Annotated in this window: 18 protein-coding genes and 1 pseudogene; 4 read left to right on the top strand and 15 right to left on the bottom strand. The window is 65.0% G+C overall.

Going from position 1 to position 20,241, the window contains the following annotated elements; translation table 11 throughout:
* The first annotated feature begins 350 nt into the window (after nt 1-350).
* From HRU71_01345 to HRU71_01330, 4 genes are read left to right on the top strand one after another with little or no spacing between them, the layout of a single operon-like run.
* On the top strand, nt 351-797 hold the full coding sequence (locus HRU71_01345; protein QOJ02211.1) for a hypothetical protein: 447 nt from the start codon (nt 351-353) through the stop codon (nt 795-797).
* 41 nt (nt 798-838) lie between these two features.
* A complete protein-coding gene (locus HRU71_01340) occupies nt 839-2,797 on the top strand; it encodes a hypothetical protein (protein ID QOJ02210.1) in 1,959 nt (652 codons plus the stop codon).
* Entirely contained in the window at nt 2,794-3,570 is a 777-nt protein-coding gene (locus HRU71_01335) for a hypothetical protein (protein ID QOJ02209.1), read from the top strand. The genes HRU71_01340 and HRU71_01335 overlap by 4 nt, the downstream gene beginning before the upstream one ends.
* 2 nt (nt 3,571-3,572) lie before the next feature.
* Nucleotides 3,573-4,319, top strand: a complete 747-nt coding sequence (locus HRU71_01330; GenBank protein QOJ02208.1) for a hypothetical protein — start codon at nt 3,573-3,575, stop codon at nt 4,317-4,319.
* 190 nt (nt 4,320-4,509) lie between these two features.
* Here HRU71_01330 and vsr read toward each other — a convergent pair whose 3' ends face one another.
* The 15 genes and pseudogenes from vsr to HRU71_01255 all read right to left on the bottom strand — a co-directional run bounded on the left by vsr (nt 4,510) and on the right by HRU71_01255 (nt 20,173).
* A complete protein-coding gene (vsr, locus tag HRU71_01325; GenBank protein ID QOJ02207.1) occupies nt 4,510-5,031 on the bottom strand; it encodes a DNA mismatch endonuclease Vsr in 522 nt (173 codons plus the stop codon).
* A gap of 1 nt (nt 5,032) precedes the next feature.
* Nucleotides 5,033-6,619, bottom strand: a complete 1,587-nt coding sequence (locus HRU71_01320) for a DNA cytosine methyltransferase (GenBank protein ID QOJ02206.1) — start codon at nt 6,617-6,619, stop codon at nt 5,033-5,035.
* Between the two features lie 76 nt (nt 6,620-6,695).
* Nucleotides 6,696-7,943, bottom strand: a complete 1,248-nt coding sequence (locus HRU71_01315; protein QOJ02205.1) for a phage terminase large subunit family protein — start codon at nt 7,941-7,943, stop codon at nt 6,696-6,698.
* Between the two features lie 389 nt (nt 7,944-8,332).
* On the bottom strand, nt 8,333-9,394 hold the full coding sequence (locus HRU71_01310; protein ID QOJ02204.1) for an RNA-dependent DNA polymerase: 1,062 nt from the start codon (nt 9,392-9,394) through the stop codon (nt 8,333-8,335).
* On the bottom strand, nt 9,369-9,776 hold the full coding sequence (gene avd / locus HRU71_01305) for a diversity-generating retroelement protein Avd (protein QOJ02203.1): 408 nt from the start codon (nt 9,774-9,776) through the stop codon (nt 9,369-9,371). Before avd ends, HRU71_01310 begins: the two co-directional genes overlap by 26 nt.
* A 98-nt stretch (nt 9,777-9,874) precedes the next feature.
* Nucleotides 9,875-10,879: an SUMF1/EgtB/PvdO family nonheme iron enzyme gene (locus HRU71_01300; GenBank protein QOJ04885.1), complete on the bottom strand. Its 1,005-nt coding sequence runs from the start codon at nt 10,877-10,879 to the stop codon at nt 9,875-9,877.
* A 10-nt stretch (nt 10,880-10,889) separates the two neighbouring features.
* A complete protein-coding gene (locus HRU71_01295) occupies nt 10,890-12,260 on the bottom strand; it encodes a ParB N-terminal domain-containing protein (GenBank protein QOJ02202.1) in 1,371 nt (456 codons plus the stop codon).
* Between the two features lie 566 nt (nt 12,261-12,826).
* Nucleotides 12,827-15,271 (bottom strand): DUF3987 domain-containing protein, encoded by a 2,445-nt coding sequence (locus HRU71_01290; GenBank protein QOJ02201.1) that lies wholly within the window; start codon nt 15,269-15,271, stop codon nt 12,827-12,829.
* Complete coding sequence (locus HRU71_01285; protein QOJ02200.1) at nt 15,268-16,941, bottom strand: DEAD/DEAH box helicase family protein; 1,674 nt, start codon at nt 16,939-16,941, stop codon at nt 15,268-15,270. Before HRU71_01285 ends, HRU71_01290 begins: the two co-directional genes overlap by 4 nt.
* Nucleotides 16,942-17,301 (bottom strand): RusA family crossover junction endodeoxyribonuclease, encoded by a 360-nt coding sequence (locus HRU71_01280; protein QOJ02199.1) that lies wholly within the window; start codon nt 17,299-17,301, stop codon nt 16,942-16,944.
* Nucleotides 17,289-17,747, bottom strand: a complete 459-nt coding sequence (locus HRU71_01275) for a DUF669 domain-containing protein (protein QOJ02198.1) — start codon at nt 17,745-17,747, stop codon at nt 17,289-17,291. The genes HRU71_01280 and HRU71_01275 overlap by 13 nt, the downstream gene beginning before the upstream one ends.
* 5 nt (nt 17,748-17,752) lie before the next feature.
* A pseudogene (locus HRU71_01270) lies at nt 17,753-18,583 on the bottom strand (ATP-binding protein).
* Between the two features lie 122 nt (nt 18,584-18,705).
* Nucleotides 18,706-18,978 carry a hypothetical protein gene (locus HRU71_01265; GenBank protein ID QOJ04884.1) on the bottom strand — a complete coding sequence of 91 codons (273 nt, stop codon included), beginning with the start codon at nt 18,976-18,978 and terminating at the stop codon, nt 18,706-18,708.
* Between the two features lie 113 nt (nt 18,979-19,091).
* Nucleotides 19,092-19,646 (bottom strand): sigma-70 family RNA polymerase sigma factor, encoded by a 555-nt coding sequence (locus tag HRU71_01260; GenBank protein ID QOJ02197.1) that lies wholly within the window; start codon nt 19,644-19,646, stop codon nt 19,092-19,094.
* A 197-nt stretch (nt 19,647-19,843) separates the two neighbouring features.
* Complete coding sequence (locus HRU71_01255; protein ID QOJ02196.1) at nt 19,844-20,173, bottom strand: hypothetical protein; 330 nt, start codon at nt 20,171-20,173, stop codon at nt 19,844-19,846.
* Nucleotides 20,174-20,241 lie beyond the last annotated feature (68 nt).

Genomic DNA, 20,241 nt, shown 5'->3' with positions numbered 1-20,241 from the left:
GCGTGTCAATGGCCAGCCGTTATCGCTCTCGCTCGTCACGTCTCAGCCCTCCGCCCTTGACTCGCCGCTTCGGGCGAAGCCCGGCGGTCGCTCTGCGACCGATGCCGCAAAGCGGCACGCGGCGTGTCAAGGGTCCGTGGCCACATGCTTGGTGTGAATCCGCAGCGTCCGGCGATATGGGTCGCTGTAGCGACACGGCGGCTCGCGGTGCCCGGCTCCTGTCAAGACGGGGCTTCCGCTTGAGTTCGACCACCCTCTTCGGTTATCGTGATGGCCGTTCAGGCGCCGTGAACCTGGACGATCCATCGTTTCATCGCCTGACGGTCGCCTCTATTCTCCGGAGGACTGCCTTGCGACGTGGACGCATCCTTTCGACTCGTCGGTCTTTTGTTGTTTCCCTGACCCTTGCCCTATTGATGGCCAACGCCAGCACGGCGACCGGGCCAGCCGATGACGGGCCATTTGACGGCCGTGTGCCGCAGGGGCAGAGCGCCGCGGCCTGGTCGGGCATCCGCGCGGCGTATGAGACGAAGCGGCATGAGGCCTTCGCCGTCGAGGGCGGTTGGCGGGCGCGCAACCTCGGCCAGCAGTGGCGGACGCGGTTCGACAGACGGGGGTTTCTCACCACGCCGGACGGCGGAGGCTGGTCGTGGGGACTGGAGTTCGTGTCCTACGGTTGCGCGAATGATCCGCGCCGCGCGCGTGAGCAGGCGTGTTCGATTCGCGAACCCGCGTTCCTGTCGCGCGATCATGGAGAAGCCGCTCCCTTACGGTCGCGGCATGGAGAGCCGGGCTGACATGCGTTTTTCGAAAGTGGCTTCGTGACGGGAGATTACTGATGTTCAATCCGGGCTGGCACTTCAAGCGGCGCGAACGATCCGACGAGGTCGCCGACCCCATTCAGGGGGAGTTCTTCGACGAAGCCGCCGATCCCGATGAGCGCCGCAGGGGGCCGGCCGCATCGCTCGTGCGTGAGGCGATCCAGAACTCGCTGGATGCCCGGGTGGGCAGCGGCCCCGTTGATGTGCGATTCTACCTGTCTTCCGGCGAAGGTCTGGCCACCGACCGTGCCCGACATTGGTTCGCCGGCCTCTGGCCGCACCTGCGGGCGCGGCGCAGCGGTCTGCGCGATGTCCCGCCCTGCCCGCAGGCATGCCGCTTCGCGGTCGTCGAGGATTTCGGCACCCGCGGCCTCGAAGGCGATCCGCGTCGCGGCACCACGCCGGACGAGGATGAGCGGGATGACTTCTTCGCGTTTTTCCGGGCGAATGGTCTGTCCGGCAAGGCGGGCCAGGAAGGCGGACGATGGGGCGTCGGCAAGAGCGTGTTCAACCGTGCGAGCCGGATCAACAGCTTTCTGGCGCTGTCCGTACGAAACAGCGATCGCGCCACCCACCTGATCGGTCGCTGTTTTCTTCTCACGCACAAGGTCAACGGCGACGAATACCAGCCCTACGGCCGATTCGGTCTGGTCGAGGCGGACGATTTTATTCTGCCGGTGGAAGATGCCGGCACGCTCGCTCAGTTCCGCCGCGATTTCCGCATCGCCCGTGCCCCGGATAACCCCGGCCTGTCCGTCGTGCTCCCGTACGTTGATGACGAGATCACGGTGGAGGCGATCCGTTCGGCGGTCGTCCGGGAATACTTCTGGCCGATCCTCACCGGAAGGCTCACCGTCGCGATCAACTCTCCGGAAGGCGGAGCTGTGCGGCTCGACCCCGACACGCTTCTCGGCTGCGCCGCCGAAGAGGATCGTGCGGGCCTCGGAAGCGAACTGCGATCTCTGATTCAGTTTGCCATTGATGCCCAGACCTCGCCCGAGTCCCGGATCATGACGCTGCTACGGCCCGACGAGCCGCCGCGATGGACGGATTCAATCTTCCGGGAGGGCAGCTTGGAAGAGCTGGCCAGGTGCTATCAGCGGAGCGAACTGCTTGTCTTCCGCATTCCTCTCGTTGTCCGGGAGCGTCGCGGAACCGTGCGAGATTCAAACTTTCTCGTGTATGTCCGTCTCGACCGGGACGGACAGGGATACCCGCCTGTCTTCGTCCGGGGCGGACTCATCATACCCAAGGTACGGAAAAGGCGCGTAAAAGGGCACAGCGTTCACGCACTGGTTGTGATCGACGATGAAAGCCTTTCATCGATGCTCGGTGATGCGGAGACACCGGCTCACACGCATTGGTCGCCGGATTCGAGAAACTTCAGGCACAAATATGAAAACGGAAAAGAGGTAATCAACTTTGTCAGTACCGCGCCCGCCGAGATCCTTGACATTCTTAGCCGGGCGCGCCAGGAACGGGACTGGCTCACCCTGGCCGATTTCTTTCCGACACCTCCGCTGGATGAAGGGCTGCCCGAGGAAGACGGCGGCACGGACGAAGGCCGTGAAGTCGAGCGACCTGTCCCGCCACAGCCGCAGGGCCGACCGCAGCCGTACCGGATTGAACACGCTCCTGGCGGGTTCCGCATCGTGCGCGACAACCCCGGGGCTGCGCCGCTGCCGACAGCGCTTGACGTGCGAGTGGCCTACGACACGACGCGGGGGAGCCCGCTGAAGAAGTATCACCCCGCTGACTTCGATCTCGCTGAGCCGCCGATCGAGATTGTCCTGGAGAGCGCGGAGCAGGTCACGGTTTCGGCCAATCAGTTGCAGGTGCGGCTGACGGGCGAGGACTTCCGGATCGAAGTCACAGGCTTTGACCAGAACCGCGATCTGTATGTCCGAGTAAACTTCCCAGAGGGCGAAGAAACTGACACTCCCCTGACCGAAGGTGCGACGGGGGCCGCGCGATGATCAGACGACTGAACTACACAGGGCGTCGTCGTATCCGTCGCGACGATATCGGGATCCGGATCCAGACCAACGGCGACGAAGTGCCTTCCGTTGATGCGACGCTTTCGCTGGCGCGGTATCGGCTGCCCTCCGATGCCCGGGTGTTCATCGAGGCATACCGGCAGACAGCCTGGCAGCGGTTCGACTTCGGCACAGTCGGAGAACTCCGGCCACCGCCGGATCGGCGGCTGAGCGCCTTCGGGTCGACCGAGGGCGTTCTGTTCCGTGTGAAAGTTGTAGAGGTCCCCAGCGCCGCGGGCGGAAACCGCCCCGCGCGGATTTTCGCGCATGCGGACGGCATTCGCCCGCGTGCGGTGAAGGAGCGTGAGAAACGCTCGCTTCTGGCTATCGACCAGGGCGATTTCCGGGACGAAGTCTGGCGACTGGAGTTCGACGAATCAGGCCCGCCGGTTCTCAAGGTAAGCCGTCATCTCGTCCCGGACTGGCGTTCGCTGCCCGGCACGCGGGAGTTCGTGACGCTCGCACTGCCCGAGATTTTCCGTTCGATTCTGAAGCATATCGTGCTCGTTGAGAAACACACTGACTTGGACGACGTGGAAGACTGGCGGACTCAGTGGCTGCGATTCGCCGCTGGGCTGCCGGGCGCGGCGGGGGCACCACCGCGTTCCGAGGACGGTGAGGTGGAACGATGGATCGATGATGCGGTCGCTGCCTTCTGCCGCAAGGCTCAGATAGCCGGACGGTTCCGGGAATGGTACAGGGAGGAGGAGTAAAGATGGAACTGCGCCGCCTGAACGAGGAAGGCATTCGGCGCATGGAGGCTTTTCTTGACTCGCTCACCACCCAAACGACGGAGCCGTACCCGGAGTCGCTTCTGACTGATCCGGCGACGTCCGACGCCCTCGAGGTCCGGATTGAGGTGGAGCGCCGGTCGTTTCCGCGCCGGTTCGAGCTTGCGCAGTACCTGTACCAGCGGCTCTCCGGGTCCGGCCTGCGCGAGCCGGAGCGCGACGCCGGTTTGTGGGCGTGGCTGGCGCTGTTCTGGTTCGATCAGCTCTCCCCGGCTGAACCGGACGGCTGCCGAAGTCCGGGAGAGCGGGCCCGCTGGATACCAAGAATTGACAGCGCCCGCCGGTACTACCGACACCTGCTGCTGGGCCCCTACCTCATCTATGCTGCGCACAGCGACCATTCACAGCGGGCCATGTGCGTTCTCTGTCAGCCCCTCCACGCTCCGGGAGACGTGGCTGAACAGATCGCAGCCCGCCCGCAGCTGGTCACAAGCCGGGCGATCGTCGGCACCGCAACGCGACTCTATTGCGACGGAGACGGCTCGCTGCGTCGAGGAGCGGGCGGCAAGGGAACCGGAAGTGCACGCCGACTGGGGGACGTTATCATGCAGCTGGACAGAACGTTCGACCTGCATGCGCTGGACGAGTCTCAGCTCTTCGAAATGCTGCCTCATGAATTTGACAGGTTCAAGGGCGGTCAGTCAGCGCGAATATGGTCACCTGCCCAGTGAGACGAGCCGGGCTAGCGCGGGGTCATAGCGGAGCCCGAGGCCTCTCCAAACCGCTTGAAGGCACAGATCCTCAAAAGCGCTGCGCCCCAGCAGGGCGGATGCACGCTTGAGATCTCGGACAAGACGTTGGGCCTCGGCAGGTCGGAACGTCGGGGTGGCTGTTTCGTCAACGTACTCGCCTGGGGCCGTATCAAAATGAAACCCCGGACCGATGGTTCTGACGGTCTGCCGCAGCCATCGCGCGGCAGCAGCACGATCGGCGTTTTTCACCAACGACCGGATGCGTTCCCGCACGTGATCGCTCCTTTTGCTCGAAAGCCCGTGCCAGTTTGGTCACCAGCACTTGCGGATTGGCCGTCTGGCATTCCCATACGATGATAACGCGCCAACCCAGATTTCGCAAGGCACGCCGTACGCGGGTATCGCGCCTGACGTTCTCGGCGAATTTCGCCGACCAGAAGCCGACGCGACTTTTGGGCGTGTAAGAGAATCTGCACCGAGCATGACGATGCCAGAAGCAACCATGCACGAAGACCACGCTGCGGTGCTTCGGGAGCACTATATCCGGGCAACCCGGCAGATCACGTCTGTAAAGGCGGAAGCGGCAGCCCATGCGATGCAGCAGCGACCGCACGACCTTCTCCGGCCCGGTGTCGCGGCCGCGAATCCGCGACATGTTCCAGCGCCGCCGTTCCTCTGTTATTCGGTCCATCTCAGCCTGTCATCCCGGCCCCGCGCAGCACGCCGTACACGACCTCCGCGATCTGGCGCGCCAGCAGAGGAGGCACCGCGTTTCCGACCTGAATGTACTGCTGCGAGCGCAACCCTGTGAAGTAATAGTTATCGGGAAATGTCTGAATCCGCGCCGCTTCGCGGACGGTGAGGCTTCTGCACTGTGACGGATCCGGGTGAATGTAGTAATGGCCGTCCTTATGGATGTGGCTGGTAATTGTCGTTGCTGGCTCGTTCCTGAGCTGCACACGGAAACGGTCGTCAAAGTAACCGCCGTTGATCGCCGCAGCCACGTTGCGGTGATTCGGCTGCAGATCGGGCGGGAAGTCCTTCATCCGCGGCGACCGGTGATTGACCGCCGCGTAGCACGCTGCGAACAGGTAGCGGTGCAGATCACGGTCCATATGTGCCCGCGAAGCGTGGTTACATGCTCCACCGATCCTGTCATCCAGAAACCATTCCGGCTCGTAGTTGACGGTGACCTGTCCGCGGACGAACTCCGCACCTCGATCCGCCGGTGGAACACACAGTTCTTTGATGGTTGAGCGGATGAGTTCACGGACAGTTTCCCTATTGTCGATTCCGTGGTTTCCGTCAACCCACCTGCTGTTAATCTCACGTTTTATAGCGTTGAGCCAGACGTCCTGGCCGCCTGCGTACTTCGACATACGTCCCGATGCTCTCGACAGACCGCTACGCAACCGGGGAAGTCCTTGCAGGACGGCATCGGCGGGGACTGCTTCTTGACTTCGCAGTACTGGCGGTGTTATGTCCCCCAGGTCCTCCCGAATTCCAAGCAGGATTACGCGATGTCGGGCTTGTGGAATCCCGTGGCGTTCAGCACGGACCACAAAGCTCTGGACGGAGTCGCCATCGAACGGGCTCCGTTCCACCTTCTCCCCGAGTGAAAGAATGCGATACCGTCGCCGCTTCTGGCGCGGCCGGGTACGGGCCGGATCACTAAGATCATCGCACATGCGTTCAAACAGCAGCTCACCCCGGATCGTTGTTGACAGCAGGCCCTTGACATTCTCCATCACAAAGACCGGTGGCCACAGGTCCGCGACGATGCGGAGGTATTCTTCGTACAGGCGATGACGACCGTCCCGCTCGAGCGCGTATCCACGTATTCCGCGGTTCCGCGACCGGCCGGCGATCGAGTAGGCCTGGCACGGCGGACCGCCGATGAGCACCCACGCTTTCGCTCCGGCCAGCGATTGGCGGATCCGTCGGCGCACGAGGTCCGGCGGCGCCGATGCACCGCCGAGTTCCGCGTGCCACGCCTCCTGGGCGGCACGCTGTGCCTCGGCCGGGTAACGGGCGTACAGGTCATCACGAGCCAGCTCGCCGCGCAGATGTTCGTAATAGGCCTCTGGAACGCGACGGCCCGTAAACTGGCGGAAGAAGCCCCGCAGCATGAGCGTGGCGTGGGCGTGCGGGTCTTTTTCAATCGAGAGGGCGATGCGAAAGATGTGCTGGCCGCGGAAGCGGGCAGCGCTGAAGCCCTCGCCCAGCCCGCCCGGTCCCGCGAACAGGTCGATCACGGGTATCGGGTCGCAAACCGCCATGCCTTCGCTTCTCCCGCAATTCGTGCAGTTCGAGTCGTGGACCAGGATACCCGATCGGTTGTGAACCGGGAAGCCTTCAAGGGCTCCGCCGACTTTGCGCGACGCGCAGCTTCCACTCGTCGACGGTGCGCCCGCGCCCTTCGGTCTTCACGCGGTACTCGGCGGTCAGGTGCTCGGCGATCAGGCGATGCGCCTCGGGCTTGCGGCCGTACAACGACAGGCAGCCGGGGTCGCCCATCGGGACGGCGAGCCGGGCATGGACGAAGGACTTCCAGTAGTTCGTGTCGAACACGACATGTCGCGTGGCACGCTTGCCGGTGATGACCGGGATGCGCCAGTTCAGGCCTACGCGGTCGCCGCGTTTGCGACGGTATTCAGAGAACGGGATCGACGACGCCCCGACGTAGCGCCCGTGTGACGGCATGACGACGCTGGCGTACTGCGATTGCCGGCAGAACTGATACACGACGTCCGACGAGCTGCCCCAGTTTGCGTCAATCAAACAGCGGTCGATCCGCACCACCGCCTTCGGGCTTCCTCCCTGGTCGCCCTCAGCGTCGCGCCGCCACTCGCGGCCGAGCGTCCGGTCGCAGAGGCGTTCCAGCCCGGCGTAGATCGCGCCTTCCAGCCCGGCGCGGGATGCGGTGCTGGTCAACGTGCGACGGATGTCGCGCAGGGTGAAGTACGCCTCCTTCTGCTCCGGCTCCGTGCCGTAGTCGATGACGTAGCCGGTGAAGTCGTCCTCCCACGCGGCCACGAGCCAGAACAGCGCCTTCCCCTGCACGTCGATGAACATGGTCAGCGCCGTCGCGCCGAGCGGCACCTCGCCACGCTTCAGGCCATTGACCTTCGCGGCGATCTGGTCGGCGGTCAGCAGATCATCGTCGACCTGCTCCTCGGGCAGCGGCTCGTTCTGATACTCCGCCCAGAACGCCGCCTCGCCGCGATCCAGTTTCAGATTCACCGCGTGCTGGATGGCCGACAGCTCGTCGGGATGGTGCCGTTGCGGCCAGGCGACGACAGCTCCCTCGTCCATCGCCTCACGGTTGGCGCGGTAGAACTCGGTCGCGTCGGCGATGCCCCGATCGGCCCGCATTCCCTCGCGCCACAGCTCGGCGTAGCGCGCCCACAGCGCCTCGTTCGTCGGCCAGGCGTAGACCATCTTGGTCCGCTCGCCCTGCCACTGCGGATGCTTATCGCGGTCGAGGATGCGGTCGGCAAGGTCGTCGGGGCGCACGACCGTCAGCGTCATCAACCCGGCGATCTTGCGCCCGGGCCCGGCCAGGCCGAGGATCGCGCCGGCGAGAATGCGTTCGCGCGTCACGCACTGGCCAAGAGAGGCTGGAGATTATGCTGACGAAAATAGCGGCCCGGCCGCGCCTTTCGCTGTTGCTACTCACCACGGCCGGGCCTTCTTCTTCGCCTGCCCGCTTCGCCCATGCTTGGCCAAGGCTTTGCACGGTTGCAGCGGGCACGCCGGACGACCGGGTGGTCCCTGAGCACGGCTCGGCCGGGCGAGCTTTGTCCTCCCGCCCGGATCAGGCCGCAGGCTTGCGCCGCCTGAGTTTCAGGGGCTTCGGAGACACGGAACCCGATGTTGTTGTTCTCGTTCGTCGGGTTGTTGTTGTTGCGGTTCGACGCGTGCAGGTTGTTGTCGTTGTTGTTGAACGATCCGCCCCGCAACCCGCGATACGAACCGATGTCGCTTCCCGGTCACCCACAGAGAGCCTTCCTCCGGCGGCCCAGCACGTCCGCGCGCAGCCCGTAGCTCTGCGCGTGGGCGACGTGAGCGCCCCAAGCCCGCACGCGCATGGTCAGGTCGGCAGGGACGCGCCGTTTGCGATTTACCTCCCACAGCATCCGGCGATAGCGCCGATCAAAGCGCCGCACCGACGAGGATCGGACCCGCACCCGCCCGTCCGCGAACACCACGAACCCCGCAAAGTCCACGCCCTTGTCCGTCGGCAGTAGACGATACTTGTCCGGGTGCATCCGCAGGCACATCTCGGACAACTTGTCTTTGATCCTCGCGCCGCAGCCCTTCAACGCGGCGCGGGCGTCGCCGAACAGCAGAAAATCGTCCATGTACCGGACATACCCCTTTACGCGCAGCTCGTGCTTGACGAAGTGGTCCAGCGGATTCAGGTACACATTCGCCAGGAACTGGCTGGTCAGGTTGCCGATCGGCAGGCCCGTCCGGCGGATTTCGTAATCGAACAGCCCGCCTCTCGGCCGCCACTCGGGGAACTCTGCGTCGGCGTGGCTGGCCAACACGCGCCCCAGCAGCTCGAGAACCTCCCGGTCGGCGATCACGCGACCGACCAAGCCCAACAGCACCTGCTGGTCGACGCTCGGGAAGAACTTCAACACGTCGCACTTCAGCGCGTAGCGATGCCCGCGAGCGAAGTGTAGCGCCCGCCGCATGGCCGCGTGCGTGCCCTTGCCGGTGCGGCAGGCGTAGGAGTCCTCGATGAATCGCTTCTCGAAAATCGGCTCGATGACCCGCACGATGGCGTGATGGACCACCCGGTCGCGGAACGGCGCCGCCGCCACCAGCCGTTCCTTGGGATCGTGAATCCAGAAGTAGCGATCAGCGCCGTGCCGATAGGTCCCGGAAGACAATTCCTCGTGCAGGGCCGCCAGTTCCTTTTCCTGTTCGCCGAAGAAGCGCGCCCCGGGCAGGCGCGTCCGCTTGCCCCGCAGGGCCTCCCTGGCCGCAAGGTGGAGGTTCCGCATCGAGCAGACCTGCTCAAAGAGGTTCTTCACGCGGTGCATAGGCGTTTCGCTCCTTCGCCGCCGCCTGTTTCCACCAGCCCCCGACCATCCGGCCGCACTCGTTGAGGCCCATGCAGCAATACTCGTACTGCCGCGGCGTGAGCAGCTTGCGGTCGGTGGCCATGCGGATCAGCCAGCGCAACACCTCGATGTGACGGTTGGCCCGCGCCAGAAGGTCCACCTTGCGGGCGGAGTAAGCCGCTTCCACCAGCACTTCCAGGACGTTCAACGTTCGGTCGGCAATCCGCTGGCCGAAAATGAACCGCTGGTTCTTCGGGAAGTTGTCCACGCGCTCCAGCAGCCACTTCGTCACGTCGTACCACTTGACCAGCAGAACGGGAGGCTCGTTGCGGGAATCCTCGCTGATGCGGCGCGTGCGCATGGCTCAAAATAAATTCGCGCGCCGCCTTCGGCGGCGAAGGACCGGGGCGGGCCGGCGCCCGCCCCGGATAAAGGGTAAAAGAGACAAAGGACAAAGGGCTATCGTCCCAGCCCCCTTCGCCTGACCAGCATCCCTACTCCTGCGAAGGCCAGCATCGCCAGGCTGCCTGGCTCAGGAACCTCGGAGACACGGAACCCGATGCTGTAGTACTCGACCGTCGGGTTGTTGCCGTTGCGGTACGACGCGTGCAGGTAGAGGTCGTTGGCGTTGAACGATCCGCCCCGAAACCCGCGAGACGAACCGAAGAGGTTCGCCTCGTTCCACTCCCACACGTTCCCGCCCTGGTCGAACGTGCCGTACGGACTGTCGGAAAGCCCTAAGAACCCCGCGTTCGTCCGCCAGTAGGGGCCTCCGATCGTGGAATCGCCATCGTAGAAGTTCGCCGAGTTGCCGGTATCGCCTCCGGGGTTCCCGTTGTTGGGGACCGCGTTCGTGCCGGTCGGGTAGTCCCAGTAGTTGCCGGTCACGCCGTCGTTCTTGTGGTACGCCGCCTTGTACCACTCGTCCTCGCTGGGAATCACCCAGGTAGCGTTGGGCTTTCGCGTGACGGCCATGAGCGCCGCATTGCTCGTCGCCCCGTTGAGGAAGTACGAGCCGTCCTCGGTGGTGCTCAGCCCCTGCGCCCCCGTCGGTTGGCCGTTGTGCAGCCAGTTAGCGAACCGCGCCGCGTCGCCCCAGGAGACGTAGTTCACCGGCCGGTTGGCCCAGTCCGCCGCCACGCTGTAGGTGTAGCTGCCCGACGAGCCGCTGCGCTGAATGTTGGCGCCAAGGTTGGGAAAGCTTCCCATGTCCGTGTTGTACAGCCCGTAGGTATCCGTCGCGGCCACGGCGTTGAGGAACGCGGTGTACTGACCGGCCGTCACCTCGAATTTGCCCATGTTGAACGCGTAGCCGACCGCGCCATAACCGCCAACGTCGTACCGCGTGTCCCCCGCGTTGCCGGCGTTGCCGACGGGGACGGTGTCGATGACGATGCTCGCCCGCGCGCCGGCCGCGCCCGCGCAGACCACCACCGCCGCCAGAAGTCTCATGATGCCTTTCATAATTCACTCCTCAATAATGTGATGCGTTTTGCGAGCTGAGAGCTCCTCCTGCCCTCGCGCCAGGCCATGAACCTGGCGCGCTCCTACCCGCCATTGTACCCCCGCCCCCCCCCCCCCAATTATCAAGGTTTTTCGGGCGTTGTAGAGATTTTTTTTTGGGGGAGGACCGGCGCGGGGGCTGGGGCCTGTCCGCATGCGACGCACAGGCAGGCAAGTATCGCAACTCGTGGCTTTGACCCGGTTTATACGCGGGTCGGTTTGTCGGCCAGACGCCCACCGCGTTGTTGGGGCCGAAGTACCGGTGGGCGGCGCCCTCTTTCCAGCCGTAGAAGCACCACTCGTGGTTGCCCATGAAGTCCTTGCGGGTCAGGACCGGATGCTCTTTGACCCAGATGATCGCCTGCGAGAAATACAGTTCGCAGGCCTTCAGCACCGGTGGGTAGTTGCCGCAGTTGGCGTACCCGCCCCAGATGTAAAAGCCGCGACCGAGCGCGAGCACGCGGGCGATGTTGCCGAACCACGCGTGCAGCAGCCGGTCGAACTCGGCGTCGCTCACGAAGTCGTTGGCCAGCGGCCGGTCTTTGGGCCGCAGCTTGGCGTGCGTTGGCTTGGCGATCTCCGGGCGGCGCGCCAGGTCGAACCCCTGGTGGTGCGTGAGTGCATCGGGCGTACCGAACGACGAGAGGCCCGCCGCGATGGCGTTGTTGCTGCGCGGCTCGACGCGGACGTTGTAAGGCGGGTCGGTGTTGATCAGGTGGATCGGCAACAGCTTCGGTTTGACGTCTGAGCCGGCTGGCAACTCAAGAGCTTTCACGGGATCGACGGCCAGAAGCAGGTCCACGTCCGCCGCGGATGCGCTGTCGCCGCAGACCAGTCGGTGCTCGATGCCGTCCGCGTTGCGCAGAATCCACAGGTCGCCCGGCTGGGTGATGGCTTCGTCCGGCGGCTCGGGCACGTCGTCCGGGTCGGTCAGCCCCGGCTTCACGCCGGGGTCGAGCATGACGGCCAGCTCGTCGGCGTCGAACCCCAGCAGCGACCAGTCGATGCCGGCGTCCTTCAGCTCGGCCAGCTCGATCGGCAGGAGCTCCAGGTTCCATTCCGCCAGCTCGGCGGTCTTGTTGTCGGCGATGCGGTACGCCCGGATCTGCTCCGGCGTCAGGTCCGTGGCCACGTGGACCGGCACCTCGGCCAGGCCCAGCTTCTGCGCCGCGCGATAGCGCGTATGCCCGCAGACGATGACGCCATCGGCGTCCACCACGATCGGCTGGCGGAACCCGAACCGCCGGATCGACTCGGCGACGGCGTCTACCGCCGCGTCGTTGATCCGCGGGTTTTTCTCATACGGCTTGATCGCGGCCAGCGGCCGCAGTTCGATGTTCACGTTGACCTCCTTGTCATCGCCCTATCCGACGGCGTCCCAGCCGCCGGTTCGCCCAAGACGCGCCCCGTTGGCCCACGTCGCAACAGGGCCGCCGAGGCCGTAGAAACGCCCGGCTCGTCCGCGCCGCGTCGCCCGGGCGCCAACGTGGGCCGCCCCGGGGCCAACGGGGCGGCCAAGGCGTAGGCCAGGACGCACCGGCGGCGTCCGTTGGCCCACGGCCCAACGGGGCGCGCCCCGTGGCGGCCTGGCTGGGGATCGGCCAAGCGCAACAAACTCTGTCTGGATTCGTGGCTGTTCCCGCGGGCCTCGGCTGGCGACTTGGGCCAGGTAGGACCCAACTTCCTTCCCTCCTTCACCCCTTCCCCTCGCGTACGCGCGTGCGCGGGTGCAGGTGCGCGTGCGGGTAGCGGGTGAAAGAGAGAAAGAAGAAGAGAAGTAATATGTATTCATGCCCGCACGCCGTGCGGGTGAAAGAGGGAAAGAAGCACGTAACTCGCGGCGCGGCCTACACATCTTCGTTCACCCATCTTTCCCTTTGTTCCCCACGACTTCGTTCACCGCTTCGTTCACGCTTGTTCACCTTCGTTCCCCACCAAGCGATACACGGTCCTGGTCCGGCCCTCGGTCGCCACGGCGTCGATCACGACGTCGCCGCGCTGCACGAGCGTCTCGATCAGCTCGCGGAAGCTCTTGGCGTCGGTCTTCATGCGTTTGAGCAGCACGTGGTGGGGCAGGGCGTGGTCTGGCGCTTCGCGCAGTTTCTTCAGCAATCGCAGGCAATCGGCATGGAACGGGTTCTCGGCCACGTGGCCGGCGGCCATGAAGAGCATCCGCCGGACCTGGTGCGTGACGAGACGCGACGCCCAGCGGGCCGCCTCGACGCCGATGCGCGGCTCGACGTGGTTTTCGCTGACCGCGTAGATCAGGGAGAGTTTTCGCGCCTGCTCGCTGACCCGACCCCAGACCGTTGTTCCGACGGCGTCCTGCGCGGATTGGGCCTTGTTGTACTCCGCGTCCGCCTCCTCGCGCGTCTCCGCCAGCACCCGTCGCGCATCCTCCGTCTGCTCGACGATGGCGGGCGCGGGATGACAACCCGCAAGATTGCCAGCGCCGGGACGGTATTCCGCCCACCACTTCGCCGTCGCCGTGATGCGTGGCGGCAGTTCGCGGATTGATGATTCCTGGCCCCGTCTCTGCTGGCTTGCCTCGAGGATCAGCATGCGGGCGAAGAATCCGTTCGTGAGCATCCGCTCCGAAAGGGCCTCGTAGTAGTGGTTGGGAATCGCCGTGCCGAAGATGACTAGGCACGGTTGGTCGATGACGCCGGGGTATTCCTTCCCCGCCTTGCGGCGCATCGGATACACGCTGTTCGACGATGAGTACAGCGTCAGCAGCGTGCTCATCATGCTCTCGTGCCTGGCATCGCGGGACTTGTTGATCGACTGGAGCATGCTGTCGATCTCGTCCGTCTGGACCAGCATGGCCGGATCGGCGAAGAGCGCATCCTGCACGCCCTCGCCCGAGGCCAGGCGTTCGCCAAGGCAGCGGGCGAACCCCACTGCATTGATGATCTGCGTATTGAGCTTGCGAGGTGCATCCTTGCCGGCGGAGGAATGCGCCAGGGCCAGGACATATATGTTGGTCCTGTTGTCGCCGGGATCGCGCACCTTGCGGCCGGCCAGGAACGCCTGCAACGCCAGCGCGCCGCCGAACGCCAGTGCCAGATTCGGGTAGGGCGCGGTCTCCAGGCAGAAGTCCATCACCTCGCTCACGAAACCGGGGATGCGCAGGAGTTCTTCAGGCAATGGGCCGGGATCGATCGGTTGCGTGTCACCCGCGCTGGCTGGCGGCGCGTCGTGCGCGGAGACGCCGAACGCGGACAGATCGACGCTGCCGTCATCGGCTGCGCGGGCTTCGTATTCCGGATCAAGCGCCCGTCGCAGGTCGTGCCATGTGTACGCCTGACCGCGATTGTGCTTGTTGCAGTAAGCGAGCATGCCGTCGTCGCCGACCATCACGGCGATGTCGGAGCCGCCGTTGGAGACGATTTCCGGGTTGATCGGGCAGCGCTCCAAAAGGAGCAGCGTTTTGTCGCCGTTGCGGCGCTCGCCCTTCACGGTCACGCGTCGGGCCTCGAGCCAGGCCCGGACGCCAGCCGGGGTGCAGTCGAACCGGCCGTTGTCGCCGCCCACGTTGGCCACGGGGGCCGCGACGTTGGCCCGTGCCGCGTCGTCCGAGCCGTCCTTGGCGTTCGCCACGGCCCGTAGGAGTTCCTCGGGTACGGCGACGAGCTGCTCGGGCACTTCGACGAACTCGGACCGTCGATGTGGACGGTCGTCTTGACCGGCCGCACCGCGAAGCTCATCGCCCTTGCGGGAGACCGTCCCGATTACCTTGACGATCCGCGCCGGGTTGTGGACCGCGCGGTCCACCACGACGACGTCGTCGCTGAATCGATCGGCCAGCGCCGCGAGGACGCCCTTGACCAACCCGCCGTCGTCCGCCGGCAGGTCGATGTGGTACAGCAAGTGGTAGCCATTCCCTGACATGGCCAGAATCGGGACCGGCCATGTTGCCGATGCCAGATACTCGGTGATCGCGCGGGCCCTCGTGTGCGCCAGCGCCAGTTCGGCTTCGGTGGCGCTGACGCCCGCCGGCCGGCCAGGGTCGACGTCGATCAGCAACCAGCAGCGACGTAGGATGTCCTTGTCCTGCGTCGTTTCGCGCGCCCGGGGCTTGATTCGGTTGGCGGCGCGGGCCAGAAGCGCCGGCGCAACGGGATTGATCGTCACATAGATGCCGGGGGCAATGGCCGAACGATCCAGTTCCACGATCCCGGCGACCGCCGCATCCATCGTCTCGAAGGTGAAGTAGCCCGAGCAGGTGAATGCGTACCGGGCATCGCGGCGCTCACGGCAATCCGGCACGCGGACCTCGAATACGTCCCCCGGCTGGAACAGCAGCTCGAGGAACCGGCGGATCGTCGGCGCGACACGAGGGGCATCGATCAAAACGGCACCTCCTCGTTTTCGACGACGGGTATTTCCTCAGGCAGGCCTTCTTCGGAATCGAGGCGCGGCGGCTTTTCGCCCAGGCGGTACGCCACGACGCGGTCGAACTTCTCGCCAGCCTTGCGCTCGACCGTGATCTCCGATGTCGGAGTCAGCGCGCCGGCGTCCGCCAACTCGACCGCTTCATCCGCGTTCGCGGGCACCGGTTCATTCGAGCGCCGCGCCCACCATTGCTCGGCCTTCTGGCGCGCGAAACCCGTGTGCTCGAAGCAGACCCACTCGGAGACGTACTCGTTGAAGCCGACGCGGTAATCGACGCGCATGGTGCGCGGCGCATCGGGCGGCGCACCCCGCTTGATGTGAACGCTGTAGAAGGCGTCGGTGACATCATGCTCGGTCCGCGTCGTCTGGTCGGAGAGAATCCCCTCGCTGCTGGCCGTGGCCTCGTGTTTGCGGTGGTTGCGATCCGGAAACTCGTGGCCGCATTCCGGGCAGTTGGCGTAACCGGCCGCGATGATCGCGTGGCACTGCGGACACTCTTTCGCCGGCGCTTCGCCGTTGCCGTTCGCCGAAGGGCTGACGCGAAGCTGATCGACCGGGCCGTGCCGCAGCACGTTGCCGCCGAAGTCCAGAATGAGGCAATCGGCCTTGCCCGGATGCAACCGGAAGCCGCGTCCGACCATCTGGTAATACAGGCCCGGCGAGAGCGTCGGGCGCACCATCGCTACGCAGTCGATGTTGGGCGCGTCGAATCCGGTGGTCAGGACGTTGACGTTGCAGAGGTACTTCAGCGCGCCATCGCGGAACCGCTTCAGCAGATTGTCGCGCTCGAACGGCAGCGTCTCTCCGCAGACGAAGCCGCACTCGACCTGGTGCCGCTCCACCATGACGCGACAAACATGCTGGCCGTGCCGGACGCCCGACGCGAAGATCAGCACGCTCTTTCGGCCCTGCGTGTGCTCGACGATCTCGCGGCAGGCCGACAGGACGAGGTTGTCCTCGTCCATCAAGTCCTCGACCTCGCCGGCGACATATTCACCGCCGCGCACGTGGAGCTGGTCGTAGTCGGGGCGCTGCGTTCCCGCCTTCGTCCGCAGCGGGCACAGGAAGCCCTGCACGATCAGCTCGCGGACGCCGATCTCGAAGCAGGCCGCATTGAGGATGTTTTCCGGCGCGCAGATCATCCCGCTCTTCATCCGGAACGGCGTGGCCGTCATGCCGATCACCCGGAGTTGTGGATTGATCTTTCGGGCGTCCGTCAGGAACGTGCGGTACATTCCCTCGCCGTCGGGCGGGATCAGGTGGGCCTCGTCGACGATGACCAGATCGACCGTCCCGACATCGCATGCCTTCTCGTAGATCGACTGGATGCCGGCGATGGTGACGGCGTAGCCCAAGTCACGGCGCTTCAGCCCCGCCGAGTAGATGCCGACCGGCAGGTCTGGCGCGACGAGGTGCAGTTTCTCGGCCGCCTGCTCGAGCAGCTCTCTGACGTGCGCGAGGATCAGCACACGGCCTTCCCAGAGCTGCACGGCATCGCGGCAGATCGTGGCCATCACCGGCGTCTTGCCGCCGGCGGTAGGGATCACCACGCACGGATTGTCGTCCCGCGTGCGCAGGAAGTCGTACACGGCCTCGACGGCCTGGCGTTGGTACGGTCGCAACTCCATTTACGTTCGCTCCGCGATCTCCACGATGACCTTGCCGCCGGGCACGATGTCGGCGCGTTCCACTTCGAGCCGCGCGACCTGGCTGTCGTCGGCGAACGCGCCGCCGCGTTCGAGGGCGTCAAGAAGGGCCTTCTGTAGGTTGTCGAGGTCTCGCCGCCGGCCGTCGGGCGGAAAGACCTTTACGCGCACGATGAGCGCACCGCGCATCGGCCTAGCCCGCGACGCCGCGAGGAGCGCCACCACATCCCTGCGGTAGCGCCTTCCCTCGCGGCTGATCAGCGTCCGCCAGCCCACGCGCCGCCAGTAGTGATTGACCGACGGTGGGTACGGCAGCTCGTACACCCGCGTCACTTCTTCCACGGCGCTTTCCCGTTGTTGCCTGGCATCCCCGTGGCCTTCGACGCGGCCGCGTCCTTCTTCGCGTAGCCCTTGATGACGTTCGTGATCTCGCTTGTGTCCTGCCGCTTCTTGTGCGCGACGGTGATCACCAGCGGTAGGTTGTGCAGCTCGATGGAGTCCTTCGGGGCCATGACGCCGACGGCGCGGCAGATCGCCGACAGCTCCCCGCGCGCGATCTTGACCGTCGTCGCATTGGGGTTGTCGAGATTGAGCCGGGCCCAGACCAGGCGGCCCTTGAATTCGCCCTCGAGGATCTGAAACGTGAGCTGCAGGAACTTGCCCACGCCCGACTTGGTCGGCTTCATCTCGCTTTCGGTGATGACCGCCAGGTATTTTGCGGCGGGGATTGGATCGAACCCAACGGCGGGTTCCACTTCGTTTGCATTGAATCCGTTCAAGTTGGACATGACGTTTACGCTCCTTGTTCAGCGGGTTGCTCTTGCTCTTCCGACTTGCCGTAGTCGGGCCAGTATTCGCGGATTGCCGCCAGCGCCGCCTGCTCGTCGCCCTTGGCGAACGCTCCATAGGTGCGCCAGTCCAACGGGAATTGGTCGGGCAGGCCGAGGCGGTTTTTGGCGACGTGCGCCGGGCGCTCGGTCGTGCGGATGATCCGCTCGCCTGTGCCGATGCCTTGGACACGTTTGCGGCCGAAGCCTTCGTCGGTCGCCTTGGTGTGAACCGAGTACGTGGCGAACAGAACTTCGTCACACCATTCCTGCGCCAGCGCCGAGGCCTGTTTGTGCAGGCGCGGCGAGTAGCGGTCGTAGGTGTCCGTCTCGGGGCTGGCGAACTTCTCGATCTGGGCGTGGGCGATCAGGATGATCGTCATTCCGCGCTCGTTGCGCAGCGCATCGAGGCCGGCCAGGACTTCGCGCCAATGCGTGATGGCAAAGACGTAGCCCTTGGCGTAGCCGATGTCCTCGATGGACGCGACGCCGCGATCCTGGCACACCTTCGACCAGATCAGCCGCTCGAGCCAATCGAGGCTGTCAACGACGACCGTTTTGTATTCGTGCTCTTCGCCGTACAGCGCCGACAGTGCGCTGATCACGTCGCCGTACGACGCGGCCAGCGGGAACCTCTCGCAGTCGATTCCGCCCAGGCCGTCTTCGGTCTGGATGAACACTGGCCGCTCAGCCATCGAGCCGAATGTCGACTTGCCGATGCCATGCGTGCCGTACACCAGGGCGCGCCGCGGCGCGGGCTATACGCCGCGTTGAACTTGTTTCAACAGGCCTGCCATGCGATCTTCTCCTCGCGTTTCATGGTTCAAGTCCTCGGGATAGATGTCCTTCACGTAGTCGCCTTGGCCCAGCCGCACGAGCGGCAACCGCTTGTCGTCTTGTGGTGATTCGCGCATGGTTTTCAGCAGGCGGCCGCGGCGCATGCGGCCGTATCCTTCGCCCCTGACGCGGAATCCCCGCGGTGGATGCCGAACGCGTCGCCGCCGAACTCACGAGTGATGAAGCCGGTGAATACGCGACTGAGCGAGCGGCCCACTTCCGTGCTCGCGTCGATGGCGCAGGAGCGGCGCGGAGCATCCACCGAGTACGACGCGTCGAGCCGGACGGTCGATTCGCCGAACAGGCTCTCGACCGCCAGGACGGCCAGAAGCAGCGTCTCCTCGACCTCGCGCATGCAGACCGAGGACGCAAACGTGTACCGAAGGACTTCCGTTTTCATCGCATTCCTCCCTTGCGTGTTGTCCCTACGGGTTACATACGCAAAACGCCGGCGAGTTGACGGCGCGGTCACAGGTACTCGTGGAGTCCGGCCTCTTCGAGTCGCCGGCGCAATTCGCGGATGGCGCGATAGAGCGTGGTCCGCCGTGTCTCGGAATCCCGAGCAGCGGCCGACACCGATCCACGCATGAGACGCTGACAGAGGCACCGCAGATCAGGCGGCAGGTCGGCCATCACGTCGGCCAGGTCCATTCGGAGGCAGAGGGCCTCGATGATCGACCTGGTCTTCAGGCCCCGACGTGAACGGACGAGTTCCTCGTCGAAGTCGCACGCGCTGCCATTCGTATCGCTGTGCAGCGGCGCGCACTGACCGACGCCGCGCTTGGCCGCTCGGTGGGAGCGGACGAGCGACACCGCCTTGTGTTCGACGATCCGCGCGATGAACGTCTTCCCCGATGCGCGGCTCGCATCGAATGCGGGCCAGCGCTCGAGGATCGCTATCAGTAGTTCGTGCTCGATGTCTTCGCGGTCGGACGGGCTGAATCCAGACTTGCGGGCGAGCTGACGGGCTTTGTGGCGGATGATTTCATTGGCATATTCAAGTGCTTTCGGGTCGAGACCCATGATGGACTCCTCGAAGCCGAGGAGCGGGTGCCGGTGGGTGCCGACCGAACGGCAGGGCGCATGGCCGCGCGACGGAGTCGCGAGAGAATCGCCGTGTCGGCGACACCCTCAACGACTCCGCTTCGCGGCTGTTCAGTTGAGCGATATCAGTTGGTTACGATGGACTCTTGGTTTCGTGTTGTTGCGGCGACCGCAGGCTACAGATCACAGCACTCGGCGACGATCATTCGGAACGGCAGGCCGTGGCGAACCTCGACGCGCTCGATGACCCCATCTCGGATCTCGGTGAGCGCCTCGAACAGCTCCTGCACTTCGGTCTTCAGCAGGAAGTCGTCCAGAGACAACTCCGGCCTCTCGCCGTTCTCCGCGCCGAACTTGACCTCGCGGATGACCCTGGGCGGCGGATCGAACGCGGGCTCGCCTTCTGCGACCGACAACTGCTCGATCCGCCCGAAGTTGATTGCCTGCATCGTCTCCAGCAGGCGCTGACGACTTGGTGACAGAGTTGCCTTCGTTGGAACATCCATGTAATACCTCGCGCCGCCACAGCGGCCTTCTTGTCCTGGGAAGCTGGGCCCGGCGATCGGCTCTTCCC

This window comes from Planctomycetia bacterium (genome assembly GCA_015200345.1).
Lineage (GTDB): Bacteria > Planctomycetota > Phycisphaerae > UBA1845 > UTPLA1 > PLA3.
The sequence above is the reverse complement of the archived record's forward strand: the minus strand, read 5'-3'. Positions and strand labels throughout refer to the sequence as shown.

Bases quoted from the DNA above. Each gene is read 5' to 3' on its own strand.
- HRU71_01340 (QOJ02210.1), top strand. From the start codon at position 839: ATGTTCAATCCGGGCTGGCACTTCAAGCGGCGCGAACGATCCGACGAG.
- HRU71_01335 (QOJ02209.1), top strand. From the start codon at position 2,794: ATGATCAGACGACTGAACTACACAGGGCGTCGTCGTATCCGTCGCGAC.
- HRU71_01330 (QOJ02208.1), top strand. From the start codon at position 3,573: ATGGAACTGCGCCGCCTGAACGAGGAAGGCATTCGGCGCATGGAGGCT.
- vsr (QOJ02207.1), bottom strand. From the start codon at position 5,031: ATGGACCGAATAACAGAGGAACGGCGGCGCTGGAACATGTCGCGGATT.
- HRU71_01320 (QOJ02206.1), bottom strand. From the start codon at position 6,619: ATGGCGGTTTGCGACCCGATACCCGTGATCGACCTGTTCGCGGGACCG.
- HRU71_01310 (QOJ02204.1), bottom strand. From the start codon at position 9,394: ATGCACCGCGTGAAGAACCTCTTTGAGCAGGTCTGCTCGATGCGGAAC.
- avd (QOJ02203.1), bottom strand. From the start codon at position 9,776: ATGCGCACGCGCCGCATCAGCGAGGATTCCCGCAACGAGCCTCCCGTT.
- HRU71_01300 (QOJ04885.1), bottom strand. From the start codon at position 10,879: ATGAAAGGCATCATGAGACTTCTGGCGGCGGTGGTGGTCTGCGCGGGC.
- HRU71_01285 (QOJ02200.1), bottom strand. From the start codon at position 16,941: ATGGAGTTGCGACCGTACCAACGCCAGGCCGTCGAGGCCGTGTACGAC.
- HRU71_01275 (QOJ02198.1), bottom strand. From the start codon at position 17,747: ATGTCCAACTTGAACGGATTCAATGCAAACGAAGTGGAACCCGCCGTT.
- HRU71_01265 (QOJ04884.1), bottom strand. From the start codon at position 18,978: ATGCGCGAGGTCGAGGAGACGCTGCTTCTGGCCGTCCTGGCGGTCGAG.
- HRU71_01260 (QOJ02197.1), bottom strand. From the start codon at position 19,646: ATGGGTCTCGACCCGAAAGCACTTGAATATGCCAATGAAATCATCCGC.
- HRU71_01255 (QOJ02196.1), bottom strand. From the start codon at position 20,173: ATGGATGTTCCAACGAAGGCAACTCTGTCACCAAGTCGTCAGCGCCTG.